Source organism: Paenibacillus sp. S25 (genome assembly GCF_019454085.1).
GTDB classification, from domain to species: Bacteria; Bacillota; Bacilli; order Paenibacillales; family Paenibacillaceae; genus Paenibacillus; species Paenibacillus polymyxa_B.
In genome coordinates, this window is the sequence record NZ_CP073683.1 from 115,001 (window position 1) to 141,835 (window position 26,835).

24 protein-coding genes, 1 tRNA gene, 2 rRNA genes, 1 pseudogene and 1 riboswitch are annotated in these 26,835 nt (G+C 46.3%); of the genes and pseudogenes, 19 read left to right on the forward strand and 9 right to left on the reverse strand.

Features of this window, described 5'->3' with window-relative positions; translation table 11 throughout:
• Window positions 1-234: 234 nt before the first annotated feature.
• The 9 genes from KAI37_RS00425 to KAI37_RS26215 all read left to right on the forward strand — a co-directional run bounded on the left by KAI37_RS00425 (window position 235) and on the right by KAI37_RS26215 (window position 10,661).
• A 23S ribosomal RNA gene (locus tag KAI37_RS00425) occupies window positions 235-3,165 on the forward strand.
• A 151-nt stretch (window positions 3,166-3,316) separates the two neighbouring features.
• Window positions 3,317-3,433 (forward strand): 5S ribosomal RNA (gene rrf / locus KAI37_RS00430).
• 346 nt (window positions 3,434-3,779) lie between these two features.
• Complete coding sequence (gene guaB / locus KAI37_RS00435) at window positions 3,780-5,237, forward strand: IMP dehydrogenase (protein WP_013308172.1); 1,458 nt, start codon at window positions 3,780-3,782, stop codon at window positions 5,235-5,237.
• Between the two features lie 328 nt (window positions 5,238-5,565).
• Window positions 5,566-6,954 (forward strand): D-alanyl-D-alanine carboxypeptidase family protein, encoded by a 1,389-nt coding sequence (locus KAI37_RS00440; RefSeq protein WP_071639034.1) that lies wholly within the window; start codon window positions 5,566-5,568, stop codon window positions 6,952-6,954.
• A 131-nt stretch (window positions 6,955-7,085) separates the two neighbouring features.
• Window positions 7,086-7,967, forward strand: coding sequence for a pyridoxal 5'-phosphate synthase lyase subunit PdxS (pdxS, locus tag KAI37_RS00445; protein WP_025720037.1), 882 nt, complete (start codon window positions 7,086-7,088; stop codon window positions 7,965-7,967).
• Between the two features lie 16 nt (window positions 7,968-7,983).
• On the forward strand, window positions 7,984-8,550 hold the full coding sequence (pdxT, locus tag KAI37_RS00450; protein ID WP_076294622.1) for a pyridoxal 5'-phosphate synthase glutaminase subunit PdxT: 567 nt from the start codon (window positions 7,984-7,986) through the stop codon (window positions 8,548-8,550).
• A 36-nt stretch (window positions 8,551-8,586) separates the two neighbouring features.
• The gene (gene serS / locus KAI37_RS00455; protein ID WP_025720034.1) at window positions 8,587-9,870 is read left to right on the forward strand and encodes a serine--tRNA ligase; all 1,284 of its coding nucleotides are present in this window, start codon (window positions 8,587-8,589) and stop codon (window positions 9,868-9,870) included.
• 89 nt (window positions 9,871-9,959) lie between these two features.
• A tRNA-Ser gene (locus KAI37_RS00460) sits at window positions 9,960-10,045 on the forward strand.
• 244 nt (window positions 10,046-10,289) lie between these two features.
• On the forward strand, window positions 10,290-10,661 hold the full coding sequence (locus KAI37_RS26215; protein WP_258383027.1) for a hypothetical protein: 372 nt from the start codon (window positions 10,290-10,292) through the stop codon (window positions 10,659-10,661).
• An 11-nt stretch (window positions 10,662-10,672) separates the two neighbouring features.
• On the opposite strand, the gene KAI37_RS26220 is transcribed toward KAI37_RS26215, so the two are convergent.
• Entirely contained in the window at window positions 10,673-11,026 is a 354-nt protein-coding gene (locus KAI37_RS26220; RefSeq protein WP_258383028.1) for a substrate-binding domain-containing protein, read from the reverse strand.
• 271 nt (window positions 11,027-11,297) lie between these two features.
• Here KAI37_RS26220 and KAI37_RS00470 point away from each other — a divergent pair.
• The 6 genes and pseudogenes from KAI37_RS00470 to KAI37_RS00495 form a co-directional block, all read left to right on the forward strand.
• Window positions 11,298-11,482: pseudogene (locus KAI37_RS00470) on the forward strand (phosphate acyltransferase); the annotation flags it as partial.
• A gap of 63 nt (window positions 11,483-11,545) precedes the next feature.
• Window positions 11,546-12,493: an NAD(P)-dependent oxidoreductase gene (locus KAI37_RS00475; RefSeq protein ID WP_220030537.1), complete on the forward strand. Its 948-nt coding sequence runs from the start codon at window positions 11,546-11,548 to the stop codon at window positions 12,491-12,493.
• A 370-nt stretch (window positions 12,494-12,863) separates the two neighbouring features.
• On the forward strand, window positions 12,864-13,205 hold the full coding sequence (locus KAI37_RS00480; protein ID WP_013308177.1) for a hypothetical protein: 342 nt from the start codon (window positions 12,864-12,866) through the stop codon (window positions 13,203-13,205).
• Between the two features lie 28 nt (window positions 13,206-13,233).
• Entirely contained in the window at window positions 13,234-13,404 is a 171-nt protein-coding gene (locus KAI37_RS00485) for a hypothetical protein (protein WP_007428073.1), read from the forward strand.
• Window positions 13,405-13,476: 72 nt separating this feature from the next.
• On the forward strand, window positions 13,477-13,632 hold the full coding sequence (locus KAI37_RS00490; protein ID WP_025720032.1) for a small acid-soluble spore protein P: 156 nt from the start codon (window positions 13,477-13,479) through the stop codon (window positions 13,630-13,632).
• 197 nt (window positions 13,633-13,829) lie between these two features.
• Window positions 13,830-14,906 carry a hypothetical protein gene (locus KAI37_RS00495; protein ID WP_076161093.1) on the forward strand — a complete coding sequence of 359 codons (1,077 nt, stop codon included), beginning with the start codon at window positions 13,830-13,832 and terminating at the stop codon, window positions 14,904-14,906.
• Window positions 14,907-15,021: 115 nt separating this feature from the next.
• On the opposite strand, the gene KAI37_RS00500 is transcribed toward KAI37_RS00495, so the two are convergent.
• Both KAI37_RS00500 and tadA read right to left on the reverse strand, forming a co-directional pair.
• Window positions 15,022-15,588: a GNAT family N-acetyltransferase gene (locus KAI37_RS00500; protein ID WP_104494864.1), complete on the reverse strand. Its 567-nt coding sequence runs from the start codon at window positions 15,586-15,588 to the stop codon at window positions 15,022-15,024.
• A 60-nt stretch (window positions 15,589-15,648) separates the two neighbouring features.
• Window positions 15,649-16,149, reverse strand: coding sequence for a tRNA adenosine(34) deaminase TadA (gene tadA, locus KAI37_RS00505; protein WP_076294625.1), 501 nt, complete (start codon window positions 16,147-16,149; stop codon window positions 15,649-15,651).
• 328 nt (window positions 16,150-16,477) lie between these two features.
• Between tadA and KAI37_RS00510 the strand changes: the two genes are divergently transcribed.
• Together KAI37_RS00510 and rluF are read left to right on the forward strand one after the other, a co-directional pair.
• Window positions 16,478-18,754, forward strand: a complete 2,277-nt coding sequence (locus tag KAI37_RS00510) for a PAS domain S-box protein (protein ID WP_220030538.1) — start codon at window positions 16,478-16,480, stop codon at window positions 18,752-18,754.
• 51 nt (window positions 18,755-18,805) lie between these two features.
• The gene (gene rluF, locus KAI37_RS00515) at window positions 18,806-19,507 is read left to right on the forward strand and encodes a 23S rRNA pseudouridine(2604) synthase RluF (protein WP_025723782.1); all 702 of its coding nucleotides are present in this window, start codon (window positions 18,806-18,808) and stop codon (window positions 19,505-19,507) included.
• Between the two features lie 135 nt (window positions 19,508-19,642).
• Here rluF and motB read toward each other — a convergent pair whose 3' ends face one another.
• On the reverse strand, window positions 19,643-20,470 hold the full coding sequence (gene motB, locus KAI37_RS00520) for a flagellar motor protein MotB (protein ID WP_220030539.1): 828 nt from the start codon (window positions 20,468-20,470) through the stop codon (window positions 19,643-19,645).
• On the reverse strand, window positions 20,463-21,257 hold the full coding sequence (gene motA / locus KAI37_RS00525; RefSeq protein ID WP_013308185.1) for a flagellar motor stator protein MotA: 795 nt from the start codon (window positions 21,255-21,257) through the stop codon (window positions 20,463-20,465). The genes motB and motA overlap by 8 nt, the downstream gene beginning before the upstream one ends.
• A gap of 187 nt (window positions 21,258-21,444) precedes the next feature.
• On the opposite strand from motA, the gene KAI37_RS00530 reads away from it, so the two are divergent.
• On the forward strand, window positions 21,445-21,738 hold the full coding sequence (locus tag KAI37_RS00530; protein ID WP_071639044.1) for a hypothetical protein: 294 nt from the start codon (window positions 21,445-21,447) through the stop codon (window positions 21,736-21,738).
• 117 nt (window positions 21,739-21,855) lie between these two features.
• Window positions 21,856-22,155, forward strand: coding sequence for a 4a-hydroxytetrahydrobiopterin dehydratase (locus KAI37_RS00535; protein WP_007428083.1), 300 nt, complete (start codon window positions 21,856-21,858; stop codon window positions 22,153-22,155).
• 78 nt (window positions 22,156-22,233) lie between these two features.
• Here KAI37_RS00535 and KAI37_RS00540 read toward each other — a convergent pair whose 3' ends face one another.
• From KAI37_RS00540 to KAI37_RS00555, 4 genes are all read right to left on the reverse strand, one after another.
• Window positions 22,234-22,740 (reverse strand): GNAT family N-acetyltransferase, encoded by a 507-nt coding sequence (locus tag KAI37_RS00540; protein WP_013308187.1) that lies wholly within the window; start codon window positions 22,738-22,740, stop codon window positions 22,234-22,236.
• Window positions 22,741-23,043: 303 nt separating this feature from the next.
• Window positions 23,044-23,544 (reverse strand): C40 family peptidase, encoded by a 501-nt coding sequence (locus KAI37_RS00545; RefSeq protein ID WP_025723776.1) that lies wholly within the window; start codon window positions 23,542-23,544, stop codon window positions 23,044-23,046.
• A 5-nt stretch (window positions 23,545-23,549) separates the two neighbouring features.
• Window positions 23,550-23,687: riboswitch (cyclic di-AMP (ydaO/yuaA leader) on the reverse strand.
• A gap of 276 nt (window positions 23,688-23,963) precedes the next feature.
• A complete protein-coding gene (locus KAI37_RS00550) occupies window positions 23,964-24,791 on the reverse strand; it encodes a hypothetical protein (protein ID WP_220030540.1) in 828 nt (275 codons plus the stop codon).
• An 11-nt stretch (window positions 24,792-24,802) separates the two neighbouring features.
• On the reverse strand, window positions 24,803-26,815 hold the full coding sequence (locus KAI37_RS00555) for a M1 family metallopeptidase (RefSeq protein ID WP_076294629.1): 2,013 nt from the start codon (window positions 26,813-26,815) through the stop codon (window positions 24,803-24,805).
• Window positions 26,816-26,835 lie beyond the last annotated feature (20 nt).

A 26,835-nucleotide genomic window follows, 5' to 3' on the forward strand; every position in this document is an offset into this window, starting at 1 on the left:
TCGACGAATGTTTCATTCACACTCTGTGTGGAACCGAAATATTCATCGGGTTTCGCTTCGATGAAGCGAATTGCACCTTGAAAACTGGATACCGAAACGAAATTGCGTTTTAGAATATTCCTTTAAGCTGATCTTGTGTAAACAAGTGAAATAAAGGTAGCTGCGTTGAATTTCATTCACACGTAAGTGTTGAACCGAGATTCAAAGCAAATCGTATTTACCATGTAAATACTAGGTTAAGCTACAAAGAGCACACGGAGGATGCCTAGGCGCCAGGAGCCGACGAAGGACGTGGCGAACAACGATAAGGCCTCGGGGAGCTGTAAGCAAGCTTTGATCCGGGGATGTCCGAATGGGGAAACCCGGCTGTCTTCATCGACAGTCACTTTCTGCTGAATACATAGGCAGAATAGAGGCAGACCAGGGGAACTGAAACATCTAAGTACCCTGAGGAAGAGAAAACAATAGTGATTCCGTCAGTAGCGGCGAGCGAACGCGGATTAGCCCAAACCAAGGAGCTTGCTCCTTGGGGTTGTGGGACGTCTCACATGGAGTTACAAAGGAACCGGTTAGATGAAGAGGTCTGGAAAGGCCCGCCAGAGAAGGTAAAAGCCCTGTAATTCAAAACTTGTTCTCTCCGAGACGGATCCCGAGTAGTGCGGGGCACGTGAAACCCCGTATGAATCCGGCAGGACCATCTGCCAAGGCTAAATACTCCCTGGCGACCGATAGTGAAGCAGTACCGTGAGGGAAAGGTGAAAAGCACCCCGGAAGGGGAGTGAAATAGATCCTGAAACCGTGTGCTTACAAGAAGTCAGAGCCCGATCTATGGGTGATGGCGTGCCTTTTGTAGAATGAACCGGCGAGTTACGTTCCCGTGCAAGGTTAAGGTGAAGAGCTGAAGCCGCAGCGAAAGCGAGTCTGAATAGGGCGACTTGAGTACGTGGACGTAGACCCGAAACCGGGTGATCTACCCCTGTCCAGGGTGAAGGTGCGGTAACACGCACTGGAGGCCCGAACCCACGCATGTTGAAAAATGCGGGGATGAGGTGGGGGTAGCGGAGAAATTCCAATCGAACCCGGAGATAGCTGGTTCTCCCCGAAATAGCTTTAGGGCTAGCCTCGGAAAGAAGAATCGTGGAGGTAGAGCACTGATTGGGTGCGGGGCCCGCAAGGGTTACCAAGCTCAGTCAAACTCCGAATGCCATAGATTTAGTTCCGGGAGTCAGACAGTGAGTGCTAAGATCCATTGTCGAAAGGGAAACAGCCCAGACCATCAGCTAAGGTCCCCAAGTGTGTGTTAAGTGGGAAAGGATGTGGAGTTGCACAGACAACCAGGATGTTGGCTTAGAAGCAGCCACCATTGAAAGAGTGCGTAATAGCTCACTGGTCGAGTGACTCTGCGCCGAAAATGTAACGGGGCTAAACACACCACCGAAGCTATGGCTTGATGCTTATGCATCAGGGGTAGGGGAGCGTTGAATGCGGGTTGAAGGTGTACCGTAAGGAGCGCTGGACTGCATTCAAGTGAGAATGCCGGTATGAGTAACGAAAAGATCTGTGAGAATCAGATCCGCCGAAAGCCTAAGGGTTCCTGAGGAAGGTTCGTCCGCTCAGGGTAAGTCGGGACCTAAGGCGAGGCCGATAGGCGTAGTCGAAGGACAACAGGTCGAAATTCCTGTACCACCGTAATCCGTTATGAGCGATGGGGTGACGCAGTAGGGTAGTGACGCGGACTGATGGATGTCCGTCTAAGCAGTGAGGCTGGTGTGTAGGCAAATCCGCACATCGTTAAGGCTGGGCTGTGATGGGGAGCGAAAATTGTAGTAGCGAAGGTCATGATCTCAGACTGCCAAGAAAAGCCTCTAGCCAGGAGAAGGTGCCCGTACCGCAAACCGACACAGGTAGGCGAGAAGAGAATTCTAAGGCGCGCGGAAGAACTCTCGTTAAGGAACTCGGCAAAATGACCCCGTAACTTCGGGAGAAGGGGTGCCTCGGTAGGGTGAATAGCCCGAGGGGGCCGCAGTGAAAAGGCCCAAGCGACTGTTTAGCAAAAACACAGGTCTGTGCGAAGCCGCAAGGCGAAGTATACGGGCTGACGCCTGCCCGGTGCTGGAAGGTTAAGGGGAGTGGTAAGCCCTTCGGGGCGAAGCTATGAACCGAAGCCCCAGTAAACGGCGGCCGTAACTATAACGGTCCTAAGGTAGCGAAATTCCTTGTCAGGTAAATTCTGACCCGCACGAATGGCGTAACGACTTGGGCGCTGTCTCAACGAGAGATCCGGTGAAATTTTAATACCTGTGAAGATGCAGGTTACCCGCGACAAGACGGAAAGACCCCATGGAGCTTTACTGCAGCTTGATATTGAATTTGGGTACGATCTGTACAGGATAGGTGGGAGCCGTTGAATCTTGAGCGCCAGCTTGAGAGGAGGCATCCTTGGGATACCACCCTGATCGTATCTAGGTTCTAACTTGGTACCGTGATCCGGTGCGAGGACAGTGTCAGGTGGGCAGTTTGACTGGGGCGGTCGCCTCCTAAAGAGTAACGGAGGCGCCCCAAGGTTCCCTCAGAATGGTTGGAAATCATTCGAAGAGTGCAAAGGCAGAAGGGAGCTTGACTGCGAGACCTACAAGTCGAGCAGGGACGAAAGTCGGGCTTAGTGATCCGGTGGTACCGCATGGAAGGGCCATCGCTCAACGGATAAAAGCTACCCTGGGGATAACAGGCTTATCTCCCCCAAGAGTCCACATCGACGGGGAGGTTTGGCACCTCGATGTCGGCTCATCGCATCCTGGGGCTGAAGTAGGTCCCAAGGGTTGGGCTGTTCGCCCATTAAAGCGGTACGCGAGCTGGGTTCAGAACGTCGTGAGACAGTTCGGTCCCTATCTGTCGTGGGCGTAGGAAATTTGAGAGGAGCTGTCCTTAGTACGAGAGGACCGGGATGGACGTACCGCTGGTGTACCAGTTGTTCCGCCAGGAGCACCGCTGGGTAGCTATGTACGGAAGGGATAAGCGCTGAAAGCATCTAAGCGTGAAGCCCCCCTCAAGATGAGATTTCCCAATTAGTAAGACCCCTTGAAGACGACGAGGTAGATAGGTTGGGGGTGGAAGTGCAGTAATGCATGGAGCTGACCAATACTAATCGGTCGAGGGCTTATCCTAAAATAAAACGCAAATGAGTTTCGGATCCAGTTTTCAGGGTGTAACCTTGAAGGTATGTACAAGTGACATACGACAAGCGCATGGCTATTCATTCACACGATAAGTGATGAACCGAATAACCGTACGGTAGAATTTACGAAGTAAATTCATGTTTGGTGGCGATAGCGGAGGGGTTCCACACGTACCCATCCCGAACACGACCGTTAAGCCCTCCAGCGCCGATGGTACTTGGACCGCAGGGTCCTGGGAGAGTAGGACGTCGCCAAGCAACAAGCAAAGAGGACCATGATCTCATTGAGATCATGGTCCTCTTTGGTATATTACGGTACAAACCACTTATATGATTGCTTCTATGCTGCGCATTCAAAGAGGAGATATACTCTTGTGAATAGTTATTACCTTTGGAAACGCTTATTTTTAAAGGTTGTCCTTCGTAGGAGTACAGTTGTTTGTACAGGGAAATACTAAAGGTTAGGGCTATTGATGAAGGCTTGACACCCCTATACCGCTTTGCTAAGATTGCAATAATATATTTTCAGAGAGCCTTGATTTGTCCATGTCGGACAGACAACAAGACCAATACAGACTAAACAATTTGAAGGAGGATCATCTTGGTGTGGGAAGATAAATTCGGTAAGGAAGGCCTTACCTTTGACGATGTTTTGCTGGTACCTCGCAAGTCGGTGGTTCTGCCCAAAGAAGTAAGCGTGGCGACTCGTTTGAGTGATAACGTAAAGCTGAATATTCCTTTGATGAGTGCTGGTATGGATACTGTTACTGAGGCAGTGTTGGCAATCGCGATGGCTCGTGAGGGCGGTATCGGTATTATTCATAAAAATATGTCGATTGAACAGCAAGCGGTAGAGGTGGATCGGGTTAAACGTTCGGAGAGCGGTGTTATCACCAATCCATTCTCATTGACTCCGGATCATTTGGTATCCGATGCTGAAGCAGTTATGGGTAAATACCGTATTTCTGGTGTACCTGTTGTAAACGAAGAAAACAAACTGGTGGGTATTATTACTAACCGCGATCTTCGCTTTATTCACGATTTTAACCTTAAAATCAGTGAAGTCATGACGAAGGAAGAACTGGTAACTGCACCTGTAGGCACGACTTTACAGGAAGCGGAAGTCATTTTGCAAAAGCATAAAATTGAAAAGCTTCCTTTGGTCGATGATGAAAATTATCTCAAAGGTCTTATTACCATTAAAGATATTGAGAAAGCTATTCAATTTCCGAACGCAGCGAAAGATGCACAAGGGCGTCTTCTGGTCGGTGCGGCTGTCGGCATTTCCAAGGATACATTTGATCGGACTGAAGCACTTGTAAAAGCTGGTGTGGATATGATTGTCGTGGACTCTGCTCACGGGCATCATATTAACATTATTGAAGCAGTCCGCAAGCTGCGTGAAGCTTATCCTGATCTGACGATTGTAGCAGGTAATGTAGCTACTGGTGACGGAACGCGCGAATTGATTGAAGCTGGAGCATCGGTCGTAAAAGTCGGTATTGGTCCAGGCTCCATCTGTACAACACGCGTAATCGCAGGGATTGGTGTTCCACAAGTAACAGCAATTTATGATTGTGCAACAGTAGCACGTGAATATAATATTCCGATTATTGCAGACGGCGGTATTAAATACTCCGGTGAAATTACAAAGGCCATTGCGGCGGGGGCTTCTGCGGTAATGCTGGGAAGTCTTTTTGCAGGTACGGAAGAAAGCCCAGGCGAATCTGAAATTTATCAAGGACGCCGCTTCAAAGTATATCGTGGCATGGGATCTATGGCTGCGATGAAGCAAGGTAGTAAAGATCGTTATTTCCAAGATGACGACAAGAAATTGGTACCGGAAGGCATCGAAGGACGTGTTGCTTATAAAGGACCACTTTCCGACACTGTTCATCAGCTGTTGGGCGGTCTTCGTTCTGGTATGGGTTATTGCGGTACAGCTAATATTGAGGAGCTTCGTAACGATACAAGCTTTATCCGTATTACAGGTGCTGGTCTGCGTGAGAGCCATCCGCATGATGTGCAAATTACGAAAGAAGCACCAAACTACTCTCTATAAAGTTCGGCTGTAGTAGACTTGACGACAGGCAGAGCGTATTTCGCTCTGCCTGTCTTTTTTTAGAGATACCCCTGTGATAGAATAGACAAGTGTCCGCCTTTATGAAGAAATTAGTGATGAATTAGGGCACGTAGGTCTTTTGGACGATTCCTACCAGTGAAGAAGATTCGAGCAGGAAATGCTCATGACAGGATACAACTAAGAAAACGAAATAAAACTGGATTTTATAACATTAAAACATTAATTACATTGGCCAAGTAGAGGCTGTAACCACCGTCTCGTTATATATAGCGGATCGGGTTGAGGTACGAGAGGAGTTTGTATTCATTTGAAAGCGAACAATTTAAAGCAAAATACAAAACGCAGCATGATTAAAAAGAGTGTGACTGCAGTCATGGTGCTTAATATGATGTATATGTCGGCATTGCCTGTTGTAGGCAATTTCGATCCGAGCGTGGCTACTTTTGCAGCTGGGGCGGCAACACAGGCAACCAATATTACGGGGACAGGTTCTATTAACCCCCCTAGTCTGGCACTACGTTCCGCCATTTTGATCGAGCCTTCCACTGGGCAAGTATTGCTGTCTATGAATCCAGATGAACCGCTTCCACCAGCAAGTATGACTAAAATGATGACAGAATACATCGTGGCTGAACAGGTTAAGCAAGGTAAACTCAAGTGGACGGATAAGGTTACGGTTAACGAGAATGCTTCTAAGAGCATTGGATCACGTATTTTTTTGGCTCAAGGGGATCAACATACGGTAGAAGAGCTTTATATTGCAATGGCGGTAGGTTCTGCTAATGACGCAACAGTAGCCCTTGCTGAACGCGTATCCGGAACCGAGCAGGACTTTGTAAAACTAATGAATGAAACAGCTCAGAAAATGGGCATGAAAAATACGTATTTTATCAATTCGACTGGTTTGGACCGTGGTGATATGCCGAAAGGCTTCCAGCCGGATACAGACCGGGAAACTGTAATGACAGCGAGAGATGCAGCTACTCTGGCTGGTTACATCATTAAAGATCATCCGGATTACACACGATTTACGACAATTCAATCTTACAAATTCCGTCCTACTGACAAGGCGCCGATTATTAACTATAACTGGATGCTAGAAGCAAACAAAAATATTACTAACTTTAGAAAGTTTGCTTACCCAGGTTTAGACGGGATGAAAACAGGCCATACGGCTAATGCTGGCAACTGTTTTACAGGAACCGCTGAACGCAACGGAGTGCGTCTCATCAGTGTAGTTATGGGGGCTGATTCAGATGCACACCGTTTTACAGAGACAGCTAAAGTGCTGAACTATGGTTTTGATAATTTTGAAGTGAAGCAGGTTGTTGCTCCAAAGACGGTGGTTAAGGGTGTTGAGAATGTGCCTGTGACCAAAGGTACGGAAACAGAAGTACCGATCGTCACCAAGGATGCAGTAAGCTTTATTGTACCTAAGGGTGCGAGTAATCCTAAGGTAACCTTTACAACGAACATTACACCAGCAAGCTCTCTGGTGGCACCTTTGAAGCAAGGGGCCAAAGTCGGAACAATTACGTACACGTACAAGACAGACGGTGTGGATAAAGGGCAGACGAAAACCGTTGATCTGGTTACTACGACGGCAGTAGAAGAGGGCGGCTGGTTCCGAATGCTTTTCCGGGCAATCGGTGATTTCTTCGGAGATCTGTTCCAAGGAATTAAGAACCTCTTCTAAAAAAGCAAAGCTAAGTGACCTATCTTGTTTTTCATTACTTATTTTGCAGCTTGAAATGATTGTGTATTTGGCATTCGTGCGGTAAAATATTAAGTTAGAATCTAAACGTAACCCTTACAGGAGGCAACGATATGGAAACGGGAACTTCGCGTGTAAAAAGAGGTATGGCAGAGATGCAAAAAGGCGGCGTAATCATGGATGTCATGAACGCTGAGCAGGCTAAAATTGCAGAGGCAGCAGGAGCTACAGCTGTAATGGCTCTTGAACGGGTGCCTTCGGATATCCGTGCAGCTGGTGGGGTCGCTCGTATGGCTGACCCAACGATTGTGGAAGAAGTTATGAAGGTTGTTTCTATTCCTGTTATGGCTAAGGCTCGCATCGGTCACTTTGTAGAGGCAAAGGTACTGGAATCTCTCGGTGTTGACTATCTCGATGAGAGCGAAGTGCTGACACCTGCGGATGAAGTTTTCCATATTGATAAGCGTGAGTTCACCGTTCCATTTGTCTGTGGGGCCAAGGATCTGGGAGAAGCGCTGCGTCGTATTGGTGAGGGTGCATCTATGATCCGTACGAAGGGCGAACCGGGAACTGGAAATATTGTTGAGGCCGTTCGGCATATGCGTTTTATCAATGGTCAAATTCGCAAGGTGCAAAACTTGTCGAAGGACGAGCTGTATGCAGAAGCGAAAAACCTCGGAGTTGCTTATGAACTGCTGTTGGAAGTGCATGAGCTTGGCAAGCTGCCTGTGGTGAACTTTGCAGCGGGTGGTGTAGCGACACCTGCCGATGCCGCGTTAATGATGCATTTAGGCGCTGATGGCGTCTTTGTAGGTTCTGGTATTTTCAAGTCGGATAGCCCTGAGAAGTTTGCACGTGCAATCGTGGAAGCGACCACTCATTATACGGATTACAAGCTAATTGCAGAAGTCTCCAAGAATTTGGGAACTCCTATGAAAGGCATTGAAATTTCCAAACTGGCACCGCATGAGCGCATGCAGGATCGTGGTTGGTAAGAAAGAAGGGACCGGCATGAAAATAGGTGTATTGTCGCTGCAAGGCGCTGTAGCTGAACATATACGAAGCGTTGAACGTGCGGGTGCGGAAGGTATAGCGGTGAAGAAGATCGAACAGCTCGATGAGCTGTCCGGTCTTATCATTCCCGGTGGTGAAAGTACCACTATCGGTAAGCTAATGCGCAAGTATAATTTTATAGAGGCTGTACGTCAGTTTTCCAATCAAGGCAAGCCTGTATTCGGTACTTGCGCGGGATTGATTGTACTGGCTAAAACGATTCAAGGACAGGAAGAAGCACATTTGGGACTCATGGATATTACAGTATCGCGTAATGCATTTGGTCGCCAAAGAGAAAGCTTTGAAACAGACTTGAACATTAAAGGGATTGAGGAACCGGTTCGTGCTGTATTTATACGCGCGCCCTTAATACAGTCTGTTGGAACGGGAGTAGATGTGCTGTCTGAGTATAACGGCGAGATCGTGGCAGCCCGTCAGGGTCATTTGATGGCTTCATCCTTCCATCCGGAGTTAACAGACGATTACCGGTTACATCAATATTTTGTGGATATGGTCCGCGAATAGTGGAAAGTCAGGTTTGTAGTGTAGGAGGGATTACCTGTGTTAGATATAAAGATTTTACGTAATGAGCTTGGTCGGGTTGAGAAAGCCTTGCAGAACAGGGGGAAATCTCTGGATCTGATTAATGGTTTTACAGATCTGGATGTAAGCCGTCGTGAGTTACTTCAAGAAAGCGAAGGGCTCAAAAATCGTCGGAACGTGGTATCCGGTGAAGTAGCCAAGTTGAAGAAGAATAAGGAAAATGCGGATGATCTTATTGCAGAAATGCGTCAAGTCTCCGATCGTATCAAAGAATTAGATGAGCAAGTACGCGAACTGGAAGTACAGATCGACGAACTGGTGATGTCCATTCCGAATATTCCGAATGAAACAGTACCTGTAGGCGCTTCGGAAGAGGATAATGTAGAAATCCGTCGCTGGTCGGAGCCGCGCGAGTTTTCTTTTACACCCAAAGCGCATTGGGAATTGGCTCAGGATCTAGATATTCTTGATTTTGAGGCAGCAGCCAAGGTAACGGGTTCTCGTTTTACGTTCTACAAAGGATTGGGAGCAAGATTAGAGCGTGCGCTGATTAACTTTATGATGGATCTGCACAGCAGTGAGCATGGTTATGAAGAAATGCTTCCTCCATACATTGTAAATCGGGATAGTTTGTACGGAACGGGTCAACTTCCGAAGTTTGAAGAAGATTTGTTCAAGCTGCGTGATACTGAGTATTATCTCATTCCTACGGCTGAAGTTCCGGTAACGAACTACCATCGTGAAGAGATTATGAATGCGGAGCAGCTTCCGAAATATTATGTGGCATACAGCTCTTGCTTTCGCTCGGAGGCAGGATCAGCAGGACGTGATACACGTGGCCTGATCCGTCAGCATCAGTTCAATAAGGTAGAGATGCTTAAGCTGGTTCACCCGGATACCTCTTATGAGGAATTGGAGAAAATGACGAATAACGCTGAGCGTGTTTTACAGCTGCTCGGACTTCCATATCGCGTGCTGGCACTTTGCACTGGAGATATGGGTTTTACGTCTGCCAAGACGTACGATCTGGAAGTATGGTTGCCTGAGAGTGGCATGTACCGCGAGATTTCTTCTTGTTCAAATACGGAAGACTTCCAAGCGCGTCGTGCGAACATCCGGTTTCGTCCAGATTCGAAGGCAAAGCCTGAATTTGTACATACGCTGAACGGTTCAGGATTGGCTGTAGGGCGGACTGTGGCTGCTATTTTGGAGAACTATCAGCAAGAGGACGGAAGCATCGTGATCCCAGAAGTGTTGCGTTCATACATGCGAGGCATTGAGGTTATTGCTCCTAAACAGTAAGTGTTGCATTCTTAGAAGTCCTGTGGTAAAATAATTTTGTTGCGCCTGAGTATGTTTAAAAGGGAAGCAGCTTTATACATTTACCACCTGGAGAGGTACCGAAGCGGTCATAACGGGGCGGTCTTGAAAACCGTTAGAGTGCAAGCTCACATGGGTTCGAATCCCATCCTCTCCGTCAGTTTAATAATTTCCTTGCTGCATATGGATTTGTAGCAAGTATGACTGAAACGTACTTTACCGTTGGATAGCGGTGTGGTGCGTTTTTTGTGTTCGTGACCGTTGGATAAACATCTGACGGAGGTATAGGATTAATACAAACACGGGGGCAAACCGCGTAAACGCGGGCAGCGGAAGAATAGGTGGACATTCCCCAGCCGTTTCTCGACCGTCTGAGTCCATCGGTTTTGGAAACGTCTCGGGTGGCGCAGGATGAGAGAGCGAGCGTATCGCCTGAGATTCTGACACTGGAGGGGCTGTTCAAACGCTATTACACCGCGCGGCAAGCGGCAGGAGCGGCAGAACGTACCTTGGAGGGCTACCAGAACAAAATCCCCCATCCGCATCATATGTGCGCCAATCGAAGCGGGAACTATCGTCCATTGTCTGGCGTCCTTCAAAAAAGTAGTGATGAGTCCCGCTGTGTCCAGATGAACACGGGACGGGCAAAGAGGGTCCCACCACTGGTCATGTCTGAATTGAAACTCTCTATTCCAATTTATGAAGACTTCGTCTTGCGCCGCCAATTCTTCCATTTCAACAGTATCTCCGGCCTGCCGCCCCGACACAGCTAGGCGCAACAGCATCATTTCTTCAGTAAAAACGGTTTAACAGTGACACTAGGCGGCACGATTTCTCGCACCACAAACGCCACATCCATCTCGCGCCGCTCAATACTATCAAAAGCTTCCTGAGTATGCTGCGTACGAATTTGCGGTCGGATGGACGGGGTATGCTGATTAAGCATTCTATGTACAGGAGGCAAAACAAAGTGACTTATACTTTCGGCAGCGCTTATTGCCAGACTTAACTGCAAACCGCTAGCCTGCAAGATTTGTGTTTCCCTCCAGAGAGCATCCCATCTTTCCGCAATGCTAAAAAAGTTTTCCCCTTTTGGGGTCAGAATGATTTTAGGTGCCCCTTTTCTTCGCTCAACCAAAAAGGCCACCCATTTCCTGTTCCAATGTCTTTAACCGATAGCTAAAAACGCTTCAATCCCAGGAAAATACATAGAATACCTCCTCAATATATAGAAATGATTAATATAGTTCACAAAATATTTGAGTTTTACAACAATATTCTTTATGTTTAAAATTATCGTTAATAAAGACGAGGGGTCAAATGTTTTTCAATGTAATTAGATTGCTGTTGAAACGGTAAGAACAGCAAAAGTCTTTTCCATTGCTCTAAAAGTTGCTTTATTATAGTACGTTTTCATATTCCCAGGTATTCATGCCGGTAATATTGGTTGTAAGGTAGCGCAGCGTCTTGGAAACTTTGAGGCATATGGTCCGATCCTGTAGTGCTAAATGTACCGATCAATGACCTTTCAAGAGGTTGTACTGCCGATGAAGTCTATAATATGGAAATAATCACTTCTTCTTCAAAAGGATAAAATGAAGATCATCAAACGGGTTTTCTTCGAAGAATGATATAGGTAATGAAAGGTGGTTTAGCAATGAAGATTCTCATAGTTGGCTATTTTAGCGAGACCTCGAAATCAAATATTGTAAGGTATTTTCCTCAAGAATGGAATGTTGTAATTGTCCCGCCCGGAAAAGAAATGCTGCATCATATTGAAGATTGCCAGGTAATCATCCCTGAACATATTAAAGTGGATCACAGCCTGCTTTCTATCGCAAAAAAATTAAAATTGGTACAGACGGGTGCAGGATTTGATAATGTAGATGTCCCTGCTTGTACACAGCTCGGCATTTGGGTGGCCAATGCTGCAGGAGTGAATGCACAGGCAGTGGCCGAGCACGTAATGGCACTGATATTGTCTTATTATAAAAACATACCGTTTCTTGATACTTTCATGAAAAACAGGATGGATGAAAATCAATTGGACTATACAGGGAGTGAATTAAAAGGCAAAACGATTGGGATTATCGGTTTGGGCGCTATCGGAAAAAAAGTAGCTACATTTTGCAGGGTTTTTGATATGAATGTACTGGCTTATGCGAGAAATGCTCTTGTACAATCTGACGGTTTTGTGAAAATGACGGATTTCGATACTCTTGTAAGCACATCGGATATAGTCAGTGTACATGTACCCTTGAATCAGCAAACCAAACAACTGATCAACAAAGCGGCATTCAAGAAAATGAAGAAAACCACTCTTTTTATCAATACAGCCCGCGGTGGGATTGTCAACGAAAGAGACTTGATTGATGCATTAAAAAACGGGGATATTTCAGGCGCATGCCTGGATGTGTTTGAATCTGAACCGCTTCCTATTGACAGTGAGCTCCGGAATCTGGGTAATGTGATACTTACTCCCCATACAGCAGGAATGCCTGATGGTCGAAAATTTCATAAAAAAAGATATGATTTCTTTATAAACAATATAAGACGTGTAGAAAATGGTGAAGAGCCTGAAAGCAAGCTCAATCAGTTATTATAGTTTTGGTGCAATAAAAATGAGCTATCGGGGCAGCTCCGTGCACCTGGTTGCCTCCAGATAATGGCAAGGGGGACACGGCAGCGTTGGCCAGCAGTTGTAGCAGTTCTTGCATTAGACTTCACAAACCCAGTCATACCAAGGCTCGGCGGCTTTTCATAGGTAGTAACGGTCTTAAAAACCGTTAGATTGCAAGCTCGCATGGGTTCGAATCCCATCCTCTCCGCCATACTCTAAATAAACCAAGCCATTCAAATACGATAGCTGATACATTGGCCTTTATAAGCTAATGATTAGGAATCGTGGAGAGTGGCTTTTTTGTTGTATAAAAAGCTCGTTTTTTTCACACGTTATCAGATGTGGAGGTGCTGGCATGAATCGAGAAATGACAGTAGATCAGCAAAAGCTGGTAGAGGCCTGGCAGGAACAACTGCCGATTCTTTTGAATTCAGGAGACAAATCACAGGTACAGGCAGATGAAGCCAACAACCGGGCTATACGAATCCACATCGAGGTTGAAGGCCGACAAATGTACTCCTTTGATTTTGCATGTACTTATGTAGACTCCCGGGAAGTACAGGTTAGCTTAGTCGATGTAGAGCGAGACGGACAGTCTGTGGATGAACGAACAGATATCATTCAGCAGTTAGTGTCCGATTATACTCGGCATATTCACCAATGTGCCCAAACATTACAGTCGTTGACGCATTCGTAGGTCATGAAGGAATGAGGAGGAAGGCTACATGACAAAAGCCAAAAACGGACTGGATAAAAACCTGTCTAACATTGTTGATGATTTGGAGCAACGTCCAGTTAATAGTCATCAGGCACAGCAAGTGCAGCAGGATCGTAATGATCGCCGTCATCAGGATTCATTAAATCACGATAAAACGGAAGATCTACACCATCTATAGTCCTATTTTTAATGGTAATAAACGGATTCGTCGACGTACCAAAAATATAGACTGAGAATGGAGGATGCATAAATGAGCAAGCCTAAAGCCATTCCTGTTCCCGAAGCACAGGATTCTGGTGGAAGTAACGAAAAGCGTGAGCGTAGTCATCAACAGGAGCCGTTATCTGGTTCCAAGAAGGTGAAACAGCGGAATCACGTGGATCACCATAATAGAGAAGGCTCATAAGCAGACAGACCTTTCTCCTAAAATATATTGCATAGTGTAAGCACCCTGGTTAGAGAGCCAGGGTGTCTTTGTGCTTATTGTAAGAAAATTTTCCAATAAGTGTTTCGCCGTTTGAGAATATGAGTTAAAATAGAGGGTGTGTATTTTTTTGTTAGCATAAAAAAAGGGGTTAAATACGAGAGGAGAGAATCTACACAATGAGTAAAAAGTTATCCGTCTTGGTACTCACTATGGTGTTGCTTTTGACGGTAGCCCTGGTAGGTTGTAGCAAGAAGTTAGAACCGAAGGAAGCTGTTACGACTGGTACAGCTAACGCAATGAAATTGAATTCTTATGAATCCAAAAGTCAATTCACGATTAAGGAACTGACCATTACATCCGCTTCTGTTCCAAGTGAGCAAAGTGCAATGGTAACTAGCATGCTGAAAAATGCTGATATTACGCTGGATGGTGTGTACCAAAAGGAACCTTTCCAATCTGAAATGACGCTCGGCATTCATTTGAAAGGTGATCTTTCCACCAGCTTCACGATTCCAATGGTAATGACTAAAGATAAACTGTACGTTAAAATTCCTAATATTCCATTTTACCCGCTTCCACAGGATGTTGTAGGTAAATTCCTGATCATTGATCCACAAGAACTGGCTAAACAATCAGGACAAGAATTTAACCCTGCAGCCATGGATCAGGAAAAATCGCAGAAATTTGCGAATGAAGTGATTGCTGCGATTATGAACGAGTATGATCAAGCTACGTACTTCTTTGATATTGATCCTAAAGACGCTAAATTGCCACAAGGCGTTGAAGCTAAACAAGTAGTTCAGTTCAAAATAACGAACGACAATGTGAAGCAAGCGACCAATACATTTATCACTAAGGCGCTTCCTAAAGTCCTTGATGTGATGTCTAAAGATGAATATGCTAGCATGCTTCAAGTGAAGAAGGAAGAGCTGGCTGAAGCGAAGAAAGAACTGCAATCGAACACCAGCGAAGTTAGCAAAAAGCTGGATGAGTTGAAAAACTATTTGACGGTGAAACAATTTGACATTAACACAGCTTTGAACAAGGATAACATTCCTGTGTATCAAGACCTGAATGCGAATGTAGAGATGAATGATCCGGCTACAAAAGACAATGTGAAATTGTCCGTAACAGGCTACACGCAATATAGCAAAATCAATGCTAAAGCAGCATTTAAAGTGGGTATTCCAACAGGGGATCAAGTCCTGACTATGGAACAACTGCAACAAAAAATGCAAACTGTTGCTCCTTAAGTATGGGATGACATGATTGCAAAACATCATTTTTTTCGAATTTGATGTAAGAAAACCGCTCGGCACAAGCCGGGCGGTTTTTTGTTTACTGTTAGTGTTGTCCCTGTGCAGTCATTTAGCTCTGCCACACGTCATCCTCAGCTAAAAGTCCAAACATCTGGTGATCCTGCCATGTGCCCTGAATTTGTACAAGCTTGCGAGCAATGCCCTCTGGCTGGAAGCCGCACTTTTTTAATACATGTTGTGAGCGATCATTATGCAAAAGAGTACCCGCTTGGAGACGATGTAGAGATAAGGCACGAAAGGCATATTGTATGATCAACTTTAAGGCAGCGGTCATATGCCCTTTACCCTGTTCATGATGATCCATCATGTAGCCGATATCAGCGAATTGTCCAACTCCACGTACTAGATTGGAAATGGAGATATAACCGATGAGTCGTTCTTCCTTTAAGAGAAAGATACCGAACACGTAACCTCGATCTTCTTCGGCTTGCCGCAATTTCTCACGGATGTATTCTTGCTGTTTCTCTAATGTGAAAAATGAATCCTCGTAAAGCGGCTCATAAGGCGCATGGGAATCCCTATTTCGGTGCCTAAGGGTGAGAAGGGCTTCGCTATCCGCCAAGCTAAATGGTCGTAAAAAGATACCTTGAGGCGTATTAAACAAGCTCATAGGCATGGGGTGATCTCCTTCCATGGGGAATTAGCAATGAGATGAAGTGTTTTGGAATTTTCCCCCTCAGGATGAAGATGGGGGAGGAGACAATTTGGCGGCCGCTCTTTTTTGCCGAAGATGCCGAAAAAAGCTCGTTAGCAACGAGGCACATTCCTCCTGAAGTATACCACTGGTTACCTCTGTGCAATGATTGAACCGAGGCTCCTGTAATAAATTCATCAGCGTGCCTGCACAGCCTGCCTTGGGATCTGTGGTGCCGTATATCAGATGGGGGACTCGTGATTGAACAATGGCTCCGGCGCACATTGGGCACGGCTCTAGGGTGACATACAGCCTGCAATCCAGCAGGCGCCAAGCACCCAAATGCTCACTGGCCTGACGAATGGCAACCATCTCTGCATGTGCGGTTGGGTCAGCACCCGTCTCGCGCAAATTGTAGCCGCGACCGATGATTTCATTATCTTTTACGATGACAGCTCCGATGGGGACTTCACCCAACGCTTCTGCCTTGTACGCTTCCTGAATGGCTTCTTTCATCCAATAGGCGTGATCCATAGTGGTCACTGGGAAAATGCTCCTTTCAAATGCGGAATTATCCAACGAACAAATATTCCGTTGTTAACATGATGTGAATAAAATTGTGGATAACACGGCACTTGTCCACAGATTTATCCACAGTTTATAATAAAATCTGTGTATTTGTGGACTACCTGTGGATGATTATCTTCTTATATTGTAGGCAAACCCTCGTCTATTGACAATACTGTACACAAGGTGTGTATTTATGTATATCCGGTAAATGTAAATGCTGGTATCAGAGGCGCTATTACGGTATCATTGAGTTAGCAATTGCCAGTAATCGCCAGCATACGGCAAGAGGTGAGAAATCAGTGTGTCGATAAAAATCAGAATAACGATCATTTTGTCGGGGTCCGTCCTGTTTATCCTGTTGTTAAACATCGCACTCAATTATTACACGACCCACGAAAATCTAAGAAGTGACAGTGAAACTAAAATGGTTCTGACCGCTAAAATTATCGGAGGAGCTATCGAACAAACCCAACATAGCTGGGAGGCCGTTGACAAACAGCTCGGATATAATCTGTGGCTTTCTGCCACATTGGCTGCCAATCAGCTAGGTCCTGACATCCGAAATGTTCAGCAGGAACAGCTTCAAAAGGTAGCCTCACTCCACAGAGATACTAATATTTCATTGATGATTCGAGACGGGCAGGGGTATAAGATTGTTAAATCCTCGAATCCAAAAGAAGTAACGCCATCTGATCCAATGACAGGGTATTGGAAAAATGCAGTTGACCAATTATATGAGCACGGACAGGCTGCAATGGCGCAAGGCCAGAAACTGGATCATTTTTGGACCGGATCATTTGACTATACCGGTTCAGGCTCCTCACATATTAATAAATGGGGATTTTATTATGACCAAAAACGTAACTACTTAATTCGAATTTCCTTTCAGGATACTTCAGTGCAAGATTTCATAACCATCCTGAGCCCCGATGAGATCGTAAAGCAAACCCAACAAGTGGATTATCGTATCATGGAGATTACAGGAATTAACCCTGCAACCTTTGGTGGCGCTTCGATGGACAAGAACGGGAACGATTCGAAATACTATTACATGTACAATAAACCGATCCAATTTGGCACGTATCAACTAACAAGAGTGCAGGAAGATCGTTTGGCCGTGTCCAGAGCTATTCTCTCCGGGGAGAGTATTGTACAAGACTGCTATATCAAAGGCGAACGGGTTCTCGTCAGTTACATACCTTTTTACCCGGCTAACCGTGAAGCCTATGTTATACGTATTGTTATGAATTATGATACGATTACTTCTGTTATTTCCAAGCAATTGATAAGTTTAATTGCCATTTCCATTGTCCTTTTAGAGGTTGTAATCATTGGAAGCTATGTGCTGGCAAGTCTGTTTGTTCGCCCAATCCAGTCGATTCTGGGGAAAGTGAACGAGATGGCTGATGGTCATTTTGATACACGGCTAGAAATCAAGGGTGGTCATGAGCTTGCACAGTTGGGTGAGCGCATCAATGCGATGGCCTACAATTTGGGGATGTATACGAGAAGACTCGAACAGATGTATGAAGAGAACCGTTCTGTAAAGGAGCATCTGGAATCGGTTATTAATCAGACAGCAGATGCGATTCATGTGACTGACGAGGAGGATCGTGTCGTTCGGGTCAATCATGCCTTCGAGGCTTTGTACGGCTGGACCAAGAAAGAATTGGTTGGTCGTAAGCTGGAGTTTGTACCTCCGCAGCAACAGGAGGAGTATGAATTTCAGAAGAAGAGCCTGCTTCAGGGAGAGAGTATCGTATCAAGTGAGTCCCTTAGAATGCGTAAGGATGGAAGTACGGTAGAGATTAGTATGAGTACGTCGCCTATTCTAGATGAAGAAGGCCAGATTTTGGGATTCATCTGCGTGTCGCGTGATATCACGGGTCGCAACCGGATGGAGGAGCTGTTGCGCAGATCAGAGAAACTGACAACCGTCGGACAACTAGCGGCAGGCGTAGCGCATGAGATTCGTAATCCGCTAACCACGCTACGTGGCTTTCTCCAACTACAGCAGCAAAACCAAGTGTTGAATATGAAACACAACGATATTATGATGTCTGAGCTGGATCGCATTAATTTGATCGTTAGCGAGTTTTTAATACTGGCGAAGCCACAGGCAGTGCATTTTCAGAAAAAAGATGTTCGCTATATTGTGAGCGACGTGATTTCTTTACTAGATAGTCAAGCGCATCTGCTGGGCATTGTATTCAATCTTCAGGTCACGGACGAGCCTGCCCTGGTATACGCCGAAGAAAATCAGTTAAAACAGGTATTCATTAATTTACTTAAAAATAGCATGGAGGCTATGAGTAAAGGTGGTATCATCACGATTCATTTGTTCTTGGAGGGAGAAAGCGTTAAAATCTTCATACGGGACCAGGGAACGGGTATTCCTGCAGAAATGCTGTCCAAGCTAGGAGAACCTTTTTTCACAAACAAAGAAACAGGGACAGGACTAGGACTTATGGTCAGTCAGCGTATTATACAGAGTCATAAAGGCACACTGGATATTGAAAGCACAGAGGGAGAGGGAACGACAGCCCTGGTGCAGCTTCCGATTGCCAAGCCGGAGTAACGGGCTGGGGTGCAGGAGGAAGTGTGTTAGTAGAAATGGAGGGTACACAGGTTGCGCATTAACAAGTTTATCAGCGAAACCGGTTTTTGCTCGCGCCGGGAGGCAGACAAGCTGGTAGAGAGCGGCCGCGTGACGATTAACGGCGAAGTGGCTGTGCTGGGTAGTCAAGCGGAAGAAGGCGATGATGTTCGCGTGAACGGCAAGCCACTGCGCGAGAAGTCCGATCACGTCTATATTGCATTGAACAAGCCGGTGGGCATCACAAGTACAACGGAGAGCCACATTAGAGGCAATGTTGTTGATTTTGTGGGGCACCCGCAGCGGATATTCCCGATTGGACGCCTGGATAAGGATTCGGAAGGTCTCATTTTACTTACCAATGATGGAGACATTGTGAATAAGATTTTACGGGCAGAAGGCAAGCATGAGAAAGAATATATCGTAACGGTGGATCGCCCTGTCATACCATCTTTTGTGCAGGGTATGTCCAGCGGGGTGAAAATACTCGGTCAGCGAACGCTACCTTGTGAGGTGACGCGTGTATCTGAGTATGTTTTCCGTATTATCCTGACTGAAGGAAAAAATCGTCAGATCCGGCGTATGTGTGCTGCCTTCGGTTATGAAGTAAAAAAACTGCAACGCCTGCGAATCATGAATATTCGGTTGGGGTCCCTTCAGAAAGGTGCCTGGCGTGATCTCACAGAGGCTGAGAAGCTGGAGCTTGGACAGATGCTCGATTATACGCTTAGCTAATGCCAGAGGGGCTTCATATAGCCTACAGCGTATGATCGTCGTATCTGACAGGGTCAGAGTACAGGAAGCATAAACAAAGAGGCACCAGCTGCATAAAAATGCGGCGGTGCCTTTGTTCATATAACATATGCATAATCAACCTTCACTCGAGCTTGAGGTAGGACTGATGACTTGTGTCCCGTTCTGGTATTTGCGGAGAACAGATATTTCAACACGACGGTTTTTGGAGCGTCCTTGACCATCTTGATTGCTTGCCAATGGACGATACTCGCCATAACCGATGGATACAAACTTGGTTGGATCGAGATCTGGATTGAGCAACAAGATACGCAAGAAATTTAGAGAGCGCTTGGCGCTCAAATCAAAGTTGGACGGGAACTGGCTGTTGGAGATCGGTACATTATCCGTGTGACCCGATACGATAACATCATAGCCAGGGAACTGCTGAAGCATACTAGAAATAGACTTGGCCAGCTTTCTTGCTTCCGGCTTTACTTCGGCCTGCCCGGATGAAAATAGGGCATTATCACTAATAGTGATCATCAGCTGTGATTGGTTCAGCTTGGTATTCAGCAACGGGGTCAGGCCGTTATTTTGAATGTATTGATCCATCTGTTTTTTAAGCTTTTTTAAATCTTCTTCTTCCCGCTGGGCCAACTGTTTTTGCAGTTCAGAGGTAGAAGTAGCTTTCGATTTTAAGGGTTGTGATACTTGTTCTTTATTTTTGCCCATATCCATGGATTGTGATGACGGATTCGCGGCCGAGTGATCCAGCACGCCAGTGCCGCCATTAAAAGCTGCACTCAGGGATTGAGCCATAGTTTCAAATTTTTTGGCGTCGAGCGAGCTCATACCGAATAAGACAATGAAAAGAGCCAACAGAAGGGTCATTAAGTCGGAATATGGCAACAGCCAGCTTTCGTCAGCATGCTCTTCATGCGGTTCATGTCTCTTTTTACTCACTGGAATCGCCATCCTTCTGGGTCATCGTAGCCCGTTCGGTCGGAGTCAGGAAGATCGTCAGTTTCTGACTGATGGCAATCGTAGATATCCCCGATTGAATGGAAAGCAGACCTTCGACCATCATTAATTTAAGCTCTACTTCTTTTTTGGATAACCGTTTGAGCTTGTTGGACATCGGATGCCACAGGACATAACCTGTAAAAATACCGAGCAACGTCGCAATGAAGGCTGCTGCAATGGCATGAGAGAGCTTTTCCATGTCACTAAGGTCGGCCAGAGCGGCGATCAGACCTACAACCGCACCGAGTACCCCAAGCGTTGGAGCGTACATACCAGCTTGAGAGAAGATCAGCGCGCCAGAGCGATGTCGATCTTCGGTAGCATTGATATCCTCCATCAGAACGTCCCGTACGAATTCCTGATCATTTCCGTCAATAATCATTCGCATGCCGCCACGCATAAAGGGATCGTCGATTTCCTCTACCTTAGATTCCAAGGCGAGCAGACCTTCACGACGGGTAATGGATGCCCACTCGGTAAACGTACCGATGAGCTCTTTGCGGTCTAACAGTTTTTGTTCGGTGAAAATAACCTTGAACAGCTTCGGAATCCGTTTGATTTCTGCCATCGGGAAGGCCATAAATATACTCGCTGCCGTCCCGACGAAAATAATCATGTAAGCAGCGGGATTATTGACCAGATTGACGACCGGAGCGCCTTTTAAGATCATCCCGACGACCAGTGACATAATCCCGAGCACAAGTCCGATAATGGTTGAAATTTGCATGATACACCTCATCCATGAGAATAGATTTTGAATCCTTTCATGCCGCCGGGGTCGTCCTTGCCCCAAGCGCGTCATTACAAGACGGATTATAGTATTTATCGACAAAACTCTCTTTTTTGTTAAGTGCGAATTTCCGGTATAATAAGGTGATTATGTATTGAATGGCGGAACCATTGGAGGAAATGGCATGGGAGTAAAGCATGGGCGTGAGTATGAACAAATTTTGAACGATTTGACAGAGGCTGTGGGACGCATCCCAGACAGCTACGAATTTTTCGAGATGGAAGTAGAAGATTGGGACAGGCTGGACCCGGCGGGACGCCAGGAAGTCAATGAAGCTTTGGCAGAAGACTTATTCTATGCACTGGGTACAGAGCCCATAATCACTGTAGGCAGTGGCGTTGTGATCTATGAGCCGGAGCACCATCGTATCTATGTACTCATTGGAGACGAGGAGCTGACGTCAGTACCTTTGATTTGAGGTCCGTCTTATGGATTTATCAACGGGGCCGTGGTAATATGTACACCAATATATCGTAGTTTTGGCCGTATTTAAGCGGTCGAAAGGCTTCCGTATAAACGGGGAGGAGTTCGTAACATGCCTTTTACACAAGAAGAGATTGAAGCACATCTGGAGAAACTGGAGGGCTGGGAACTGGAGGAAGGACGTTGGATCGTTCGGAAATATAATTTTTCCAGTTTTATGAAAGGGATTGCATTCGTGGATGAAGTTGCCGCTATATCTGAAGCATTCAATCATCATCCATTTATTACGATTGATTACAAGACCGTGACTCTGCGTTTGACCTCTTGGGACGACGGCGGTATTATGGCCGTGGATATTAAGGAAGCCCAACAATATAATGAAGCTTTTGAAAAAATGCGCAGCAGTCATTGAGCTTGTAATGATCGGTCGTATGATGATAAAAGCGCCTTCGCTATACAACATCGCGGTTGTATGCCGAAGGCGCTTTTATCATAGAACCTGGGTTTGGTGCTCGGGACGATATACCATACAATAAAACGGTTTTTTGCCATCGGGAGTCTGGCGTTCATAGGTATCTGTAAGCTCAAATCCAGCCGCCTTGTAAGCCCGGATAGCGCGATGATTCCAAGTAAGTACCTCTAGATCAATTTCATTCTTCGGGTTGCGTCGTTGGGCTTCCTCTGCAATGGCACGGACAAAATCAGCGCCTTTGCCATGTCCGCATCTTTCAGGATGCATTCCAAGACCTAGCCGGGTCACACCGATCATAGGGAAATATTGGGCAAATCCCGTCAGCTTATTCTCTTCATCCAGTACAGCAACATATTGCTCTTGGCGAAGCGTGGGACTTCCAAATTCGACTTCAAGCGCCTTCATTTGTTCCCAGGGGAGCCATCCGTATATATTATAAGGTGGATCATAGCGCCACTCACAGATTGCAGCCGCTTGATGCTCGTCCATCGGTACGATCCGATAGTTAGATATTGAGGCCGGCATGTGTTCCATCCTCCTTTTACAAGTACTTCAATCATTAACAACAGATTGTAGACAAGTTGCAGGGGAATGGCAAGCGTGTTTATTTCATACTCAAGTCGGGTATACATTCAATAAGAAGGATTTACTGCTCATATGCTCCCCCAGCGCTGACGGTAAAACCGACGATGTTCGCTAAAATTGAAACCTTTTGAGGCTTCAGTTCGTCAGTAATGATAATAATTGCTGATGTTGTGGACATAAAAAACCGCAATTCGATTCCGGCCAGAATCAAATTGCGGCTAGGGTTAGCTTGCTGTGCGTTAGTTATTCTACGTTGTCGTCATCAGGAATTTCTGAAGCTACAGAATGGTAAGCGTCTGTGCTCATAATTCTTTTTGCACCGACATAGCGGTTAGCGTAATAATTTTCGTTCAGTGAGCTAACTACTACACCACGTGAAGTCGAGGAGTGGGCAAATTTCCCTTCACCTACGAAGATACCTACATGGGAAATGCCTCTTCCTGTGGTGTTGAAGAACACCAGGTCTCCAGGTCTCATTTCATCGCGGGATACAGAAGATCCCATTTTGAATTGTGATCCAGATTGATGCGGAAGTTTAATTCCCAGTTTGTTAAATACATACATTGTGAAGCCGGAGCAATCGAATCCCTCGAGTGTAGTGCCTCCGCTTCTGTAGCTCGTTCCTTTGGCATCTTGAATGACCTGGTCCATCTTGGAGTCTGCATATGCACTGCCGCCACCGAATGTAAAAGATGTAAAGGCAATGGCAAGACCCATAGCTGCGATCGTTAGCTTCTTCTTCAAAAAAAATATACCCCTTCCAATGCCTGCGAGGTTAGCTTAAGGATTCGGTAGAAGGTTCCCCTATGACCACTCTGTTGCGAGATCAATTCACCCAAACTGGTTCCCCCGCTTCCTAGGTGCCAGGAATTAGGCTTAACTTAAGATGTGCACCTTGGAGAGCAGTATTCACAATAACGTTATTTTTGAGATAAAGGTTACAATAAAGATTACAAAGTTGTTACTATCAGTTCACTGCGATTATTGTAACAAAGACGGCTGGCTTTGGCAAATGTTTCATTGCAAAAAGTTACAAAAAAAATCTGCTCCTAATGTCCAAGGAACAGATCTTGTTAACAGTATTCAGTTATGTGTCGTTTGCGCGGATATGAATCGAGATTTTTCGACAGACGGAAATGAAGTAAAAAACATAAAGGCAGGGCTTAACTTCTACTGGAGATATCGGTATGCCATAGTCTGTACTGCGAACTGATATGCCACAGCCTGACCAGACTAGTAACAAAATGATACGATTGCTGGAGAATGAGCGCCAGCATGCCAGTCCAAATCATCGCCACGGTGCCAAATAGACCGAAGACCAGCAGCACACAAGCACCGAGCAAAAGGGATATACCGACAGCTGGGAGGAGCTGGCGAAAGAAGGCGAGCAAGGACGATAGTATGGCGTGACCACCGACAGTCCCCAGTTGCATATACAGGATGCACTGCCGAATGAACCATCCGTAAGCCATCCATCCCACGGCATAGGGCAACAAATGCAGCAGGTAAGAGGGAGATTGAAGCGTTCCTGCTACAATAGGGTAGAGTCTCGGTACTACCCAAAAGGAGGGAAGCAGCAGCAGTCCCAACTCGATGGTGTAATACAGCAGCGACGACATGCCATGGCGTTTCATACCCTTGAAAAAGGACAGGCTTTGCGGTTCAGTAGCATCGGTATGCAGGCTTTGATATATTCCGGCTCTAATGAAGGGAGTGATCAGTATACGTAGTACAGTCGCCCCTAGTAGTATCCACAAATACACATGTACTTCCCGGCTGTCCATCAGAGCAATCTGGCTCTCCATCCAAAACAAGGTCTGTCCAAGTTCGTTTTGACCCTGATCAGGATAACGGAGCAGTAGCGGGATAACGGCAGACTGCACCAGACGATAGAGAAACACCCCCCACAGTAGTCGATATAGAAATAAAATGATAACGATATAGAATCGTATGCGCACCAGCGCCCAGCCCTCTTTTATAACAGTCCGCATCTATAGACACCTCACCATGACAGACTTCCAAGCAGTGTTTCTAACAGCTTGGTTACACTTACATTCCAACGGGTTTGTTGCTTTTCGTCCAATTCGGCCTTTAGGCTATTGTTAATATGCTTATTCTCCAGTGCAATGGTATATAGAGGATCAAGGGTTACATAGGAAACGGGAGAAGTACTTTTGATCCGAAAAGTTGTGCTTTTGCCCGCGCCGTCCCAAGCCTTGAATATCGTAGTACCATCCTTGAAGGTAAATTGGACAGGGATCTTGGGATAATCCGCCCCTTTTTTGCTGACCGTCACGACGGCTTCATATCCGTTCTCCAGCTTGTGGTTCGTGATATGATCCACCGAAAAGTCCGCCATCTGGCCGTCATATACATACTGTTCAAAATAGTGGCTCCATGAGCGTCCGGTGACTCTCTCCACGATACGTTGAAAATCCTGGGAGGACGGATGCTTAAATCGGTACGTCTGGACGTAGGTCCGCATAATCCGATCCATTTTTTTCATACCCACCTGACGTTCAATGCCCCGTAGTACCAGCTTGCCTCGAGAGTAGGCATTTTGCGCGTACTCAGTAGCCGAGCCGTACTTCCATGACTCGCGGTTGAGCGGCTGTGGGGAGGCTACCTGTCCCGATTGTAATGGCAAGTTGGGGCTAAGCCCATATTCTTGCTCCATAAGCCGCTCCTCTGCATAGGAGGTGAAGCCTTCATCCAGCCACGGCTCCTCAAATTCGTTATTGGCTACCATTCCGTAGAAATATTGATGTCCAATCTCATGAACTAATGTTCGTTCCAGACTATAGCCAGGATTCAGATTACCCGCAGCAGCGGCTGTGATGAGTGTCGGATACTCCATACCGCCGGCTCCATTGCCTGATTTGGGTGGAACCACGATGGATAGGGTGGAATATGGATAAGGCCCGTACCATTTGCTGTAGTACGAAAGGGCGGCCTTCGCGGCGCTCATATAGCGCCCTTTGAGCTCCTTGTGCGACGGGTCAAGGTAGAGCTTGATTTTGACACCAGGGACTTCAGCAGAAGAAAAGGGTTCTTCTACGGTTACAAAGTTGGGTGAAGCGGACCAGGCAAAATCGTGTACATCATCGGCATAAAATTGATATATTTTTTGGCCGTTCTGTCGGACGGCACCACGGGTGGGAAATCCGGTCGCTGCTACGATATGAGTTTCAGGCACCCGAATCCGTACGCTGTAAATTCCAAAATCGGCATAAAACTCGGAGTTACCATGATACTGGTGGAGGTTCCAGCCCTCTTCGGCGCGTCCACGCTGCCCTGCAGTCTCGTAGACGCTGAGCTTCGGGAACCACTGTCCTGCCATTACAAAATCATCTGTCGCACCCATACGAGCGAAGATGGCGGGCAGTTTTACCTCAAACTTCATATATAATGTAATTTCTTCGCCACCTCGTACCGGCTTGGGTAGACGCACCTTCATGAGCGAACGGTCGCCTGCGTTACCGTCATCTGGCTGCACATATTGGATGCGGTGCATGAGAGATAAACCGTCTTCTGTTTTTAGTTCAGTCAGCGTCATAGAGCCAAAGCCGTCTTTGGGCATGGTGTCTCCACGCAGCTTTCCACCGGATTCCTTCATAAAGGTGGTTTCCATGGAAGAGAAGGCATTCGGGTATAGATGAAGATACAGATCATTCACGGTTTTCTTGCCCGGGTGCTTCCAGGTCAGGGTCTCAGTGCCTCGCAAAACCTGTCCTTTTTCCAGAGACACATCAATGTGGTACTCTACCACCCGTTTGCTGAGGATTTCTGTAGCGGGCTGTGGAGGGTTCTTGGGCAGGTCAGGCAGGATGTTTGCCCCTAGAGGCTTGCCCATATTTGGGACAAGCGCAGACTCAGACAGGGAGCCGTATAGTGGTTGGCCTATGGACTGCGGGTCGGATTGCGATTGGGGCTGCCAGGCAAACCATAACGTCCCTGCGAGGAGACCGAGGGCTAGTGTAGACAATAAAACGATTTTAGTGCGTGCTGGGGTCATACAATGGATACCTCCCGTTG

Coding starts and splice junctions, on each gene's coding strand:
- KAI37_RS00480 (WP_013308177.1), top strand. CDS start 12,864: ATGAATCGAGAAATGACAGTAGATCAGCAAAAGCTGGTAGAGGCCTGG.
- KAI37_RS00550 (WP_220030540.1), bottom strand. CDS start 24,791: ATGCGGACTGTTATAAAAGAGGGCTGGGCGCTGGTGCGCATACGATTC.
- pdxS (WP_025720037.1), top strand. CDS start 7,086: ATGGAAACGGGAACTTCGCGTGTAAAAAGAGGTATGGCAGAGATGCAA.
- KAI37_RS00555 (WP_076294629.1), bottom strand. CDS start 26,815: ATGACCCCAGCACGCACTAAAATCGTTTTATTGTCTACACTAGCCCTC.
- motA (WP_013308185.1), bottom strand. CDS start 21,257: ATGCAAATTTCAACCATTATCGGACTTGTGCTCGGGATTATGTCACTG.
- KAI37_RS00485 (WP_007428073.1), top strand. CDS start 13,234: ATGACAAAAGCCAAAAACGGACTGGATAAAAACCTGTCTAACATTGTT.
- KAI37_RS00490 (WP_025720032.1), top strand. CDS start 13,477: ATGAGCAAGCCTAAAGCCATTCCTGTTCCCGAAGCACAGGATTCTGGT.
- KAI37_RS00500 (WP_104494864.1), bottom strand. CDS start 15,588: ATGCCTATGAGCTTGTTTAATACGCCTCAAGGTATCTTTTTACGACCA.
- KAI37_RS00495 (WP_076161093.1), top strand. CDS start 13,830: ATGAGTAAAAAGTTATCCGTCTTGGTACTCACTATGGTGTTGCTTTTG.
- KAI37_RS00540 (WP_013308187.1), bottom strand. CDS start 22,740: ATGCCGGCCTCAATATCTAACTATCGGATCGTACCGATGGACGAGCAT.
- KAI37_RS00530 (WP_071639044.1), top strand. CDS start 21,445: ATGGGAGTAAAGCATGGGCGTGAGTATGAACAAATTTTGAACGATTTG.
- KAI37_RS00535 (WP_007428083.1), top strand. CDS start 21,856: ATGCCTTTTACACAAGAAGAGATTGAAGCACATCTGGAGAAACTGGAG.
- pdxT (WP_076294622.1), top strand. CDS start 7,984: ATGAAAATAGGTGTATTGTCGCTGCAAGGCGCTGTAGCTGAACATATA.
- KAI37_RS00475 (WP_220030537.1), top strand. CDS start 11,546: ATGAAGATTCTCATAGTTGGCTATTTTAGCGAGACCTCGAAATCAAAT.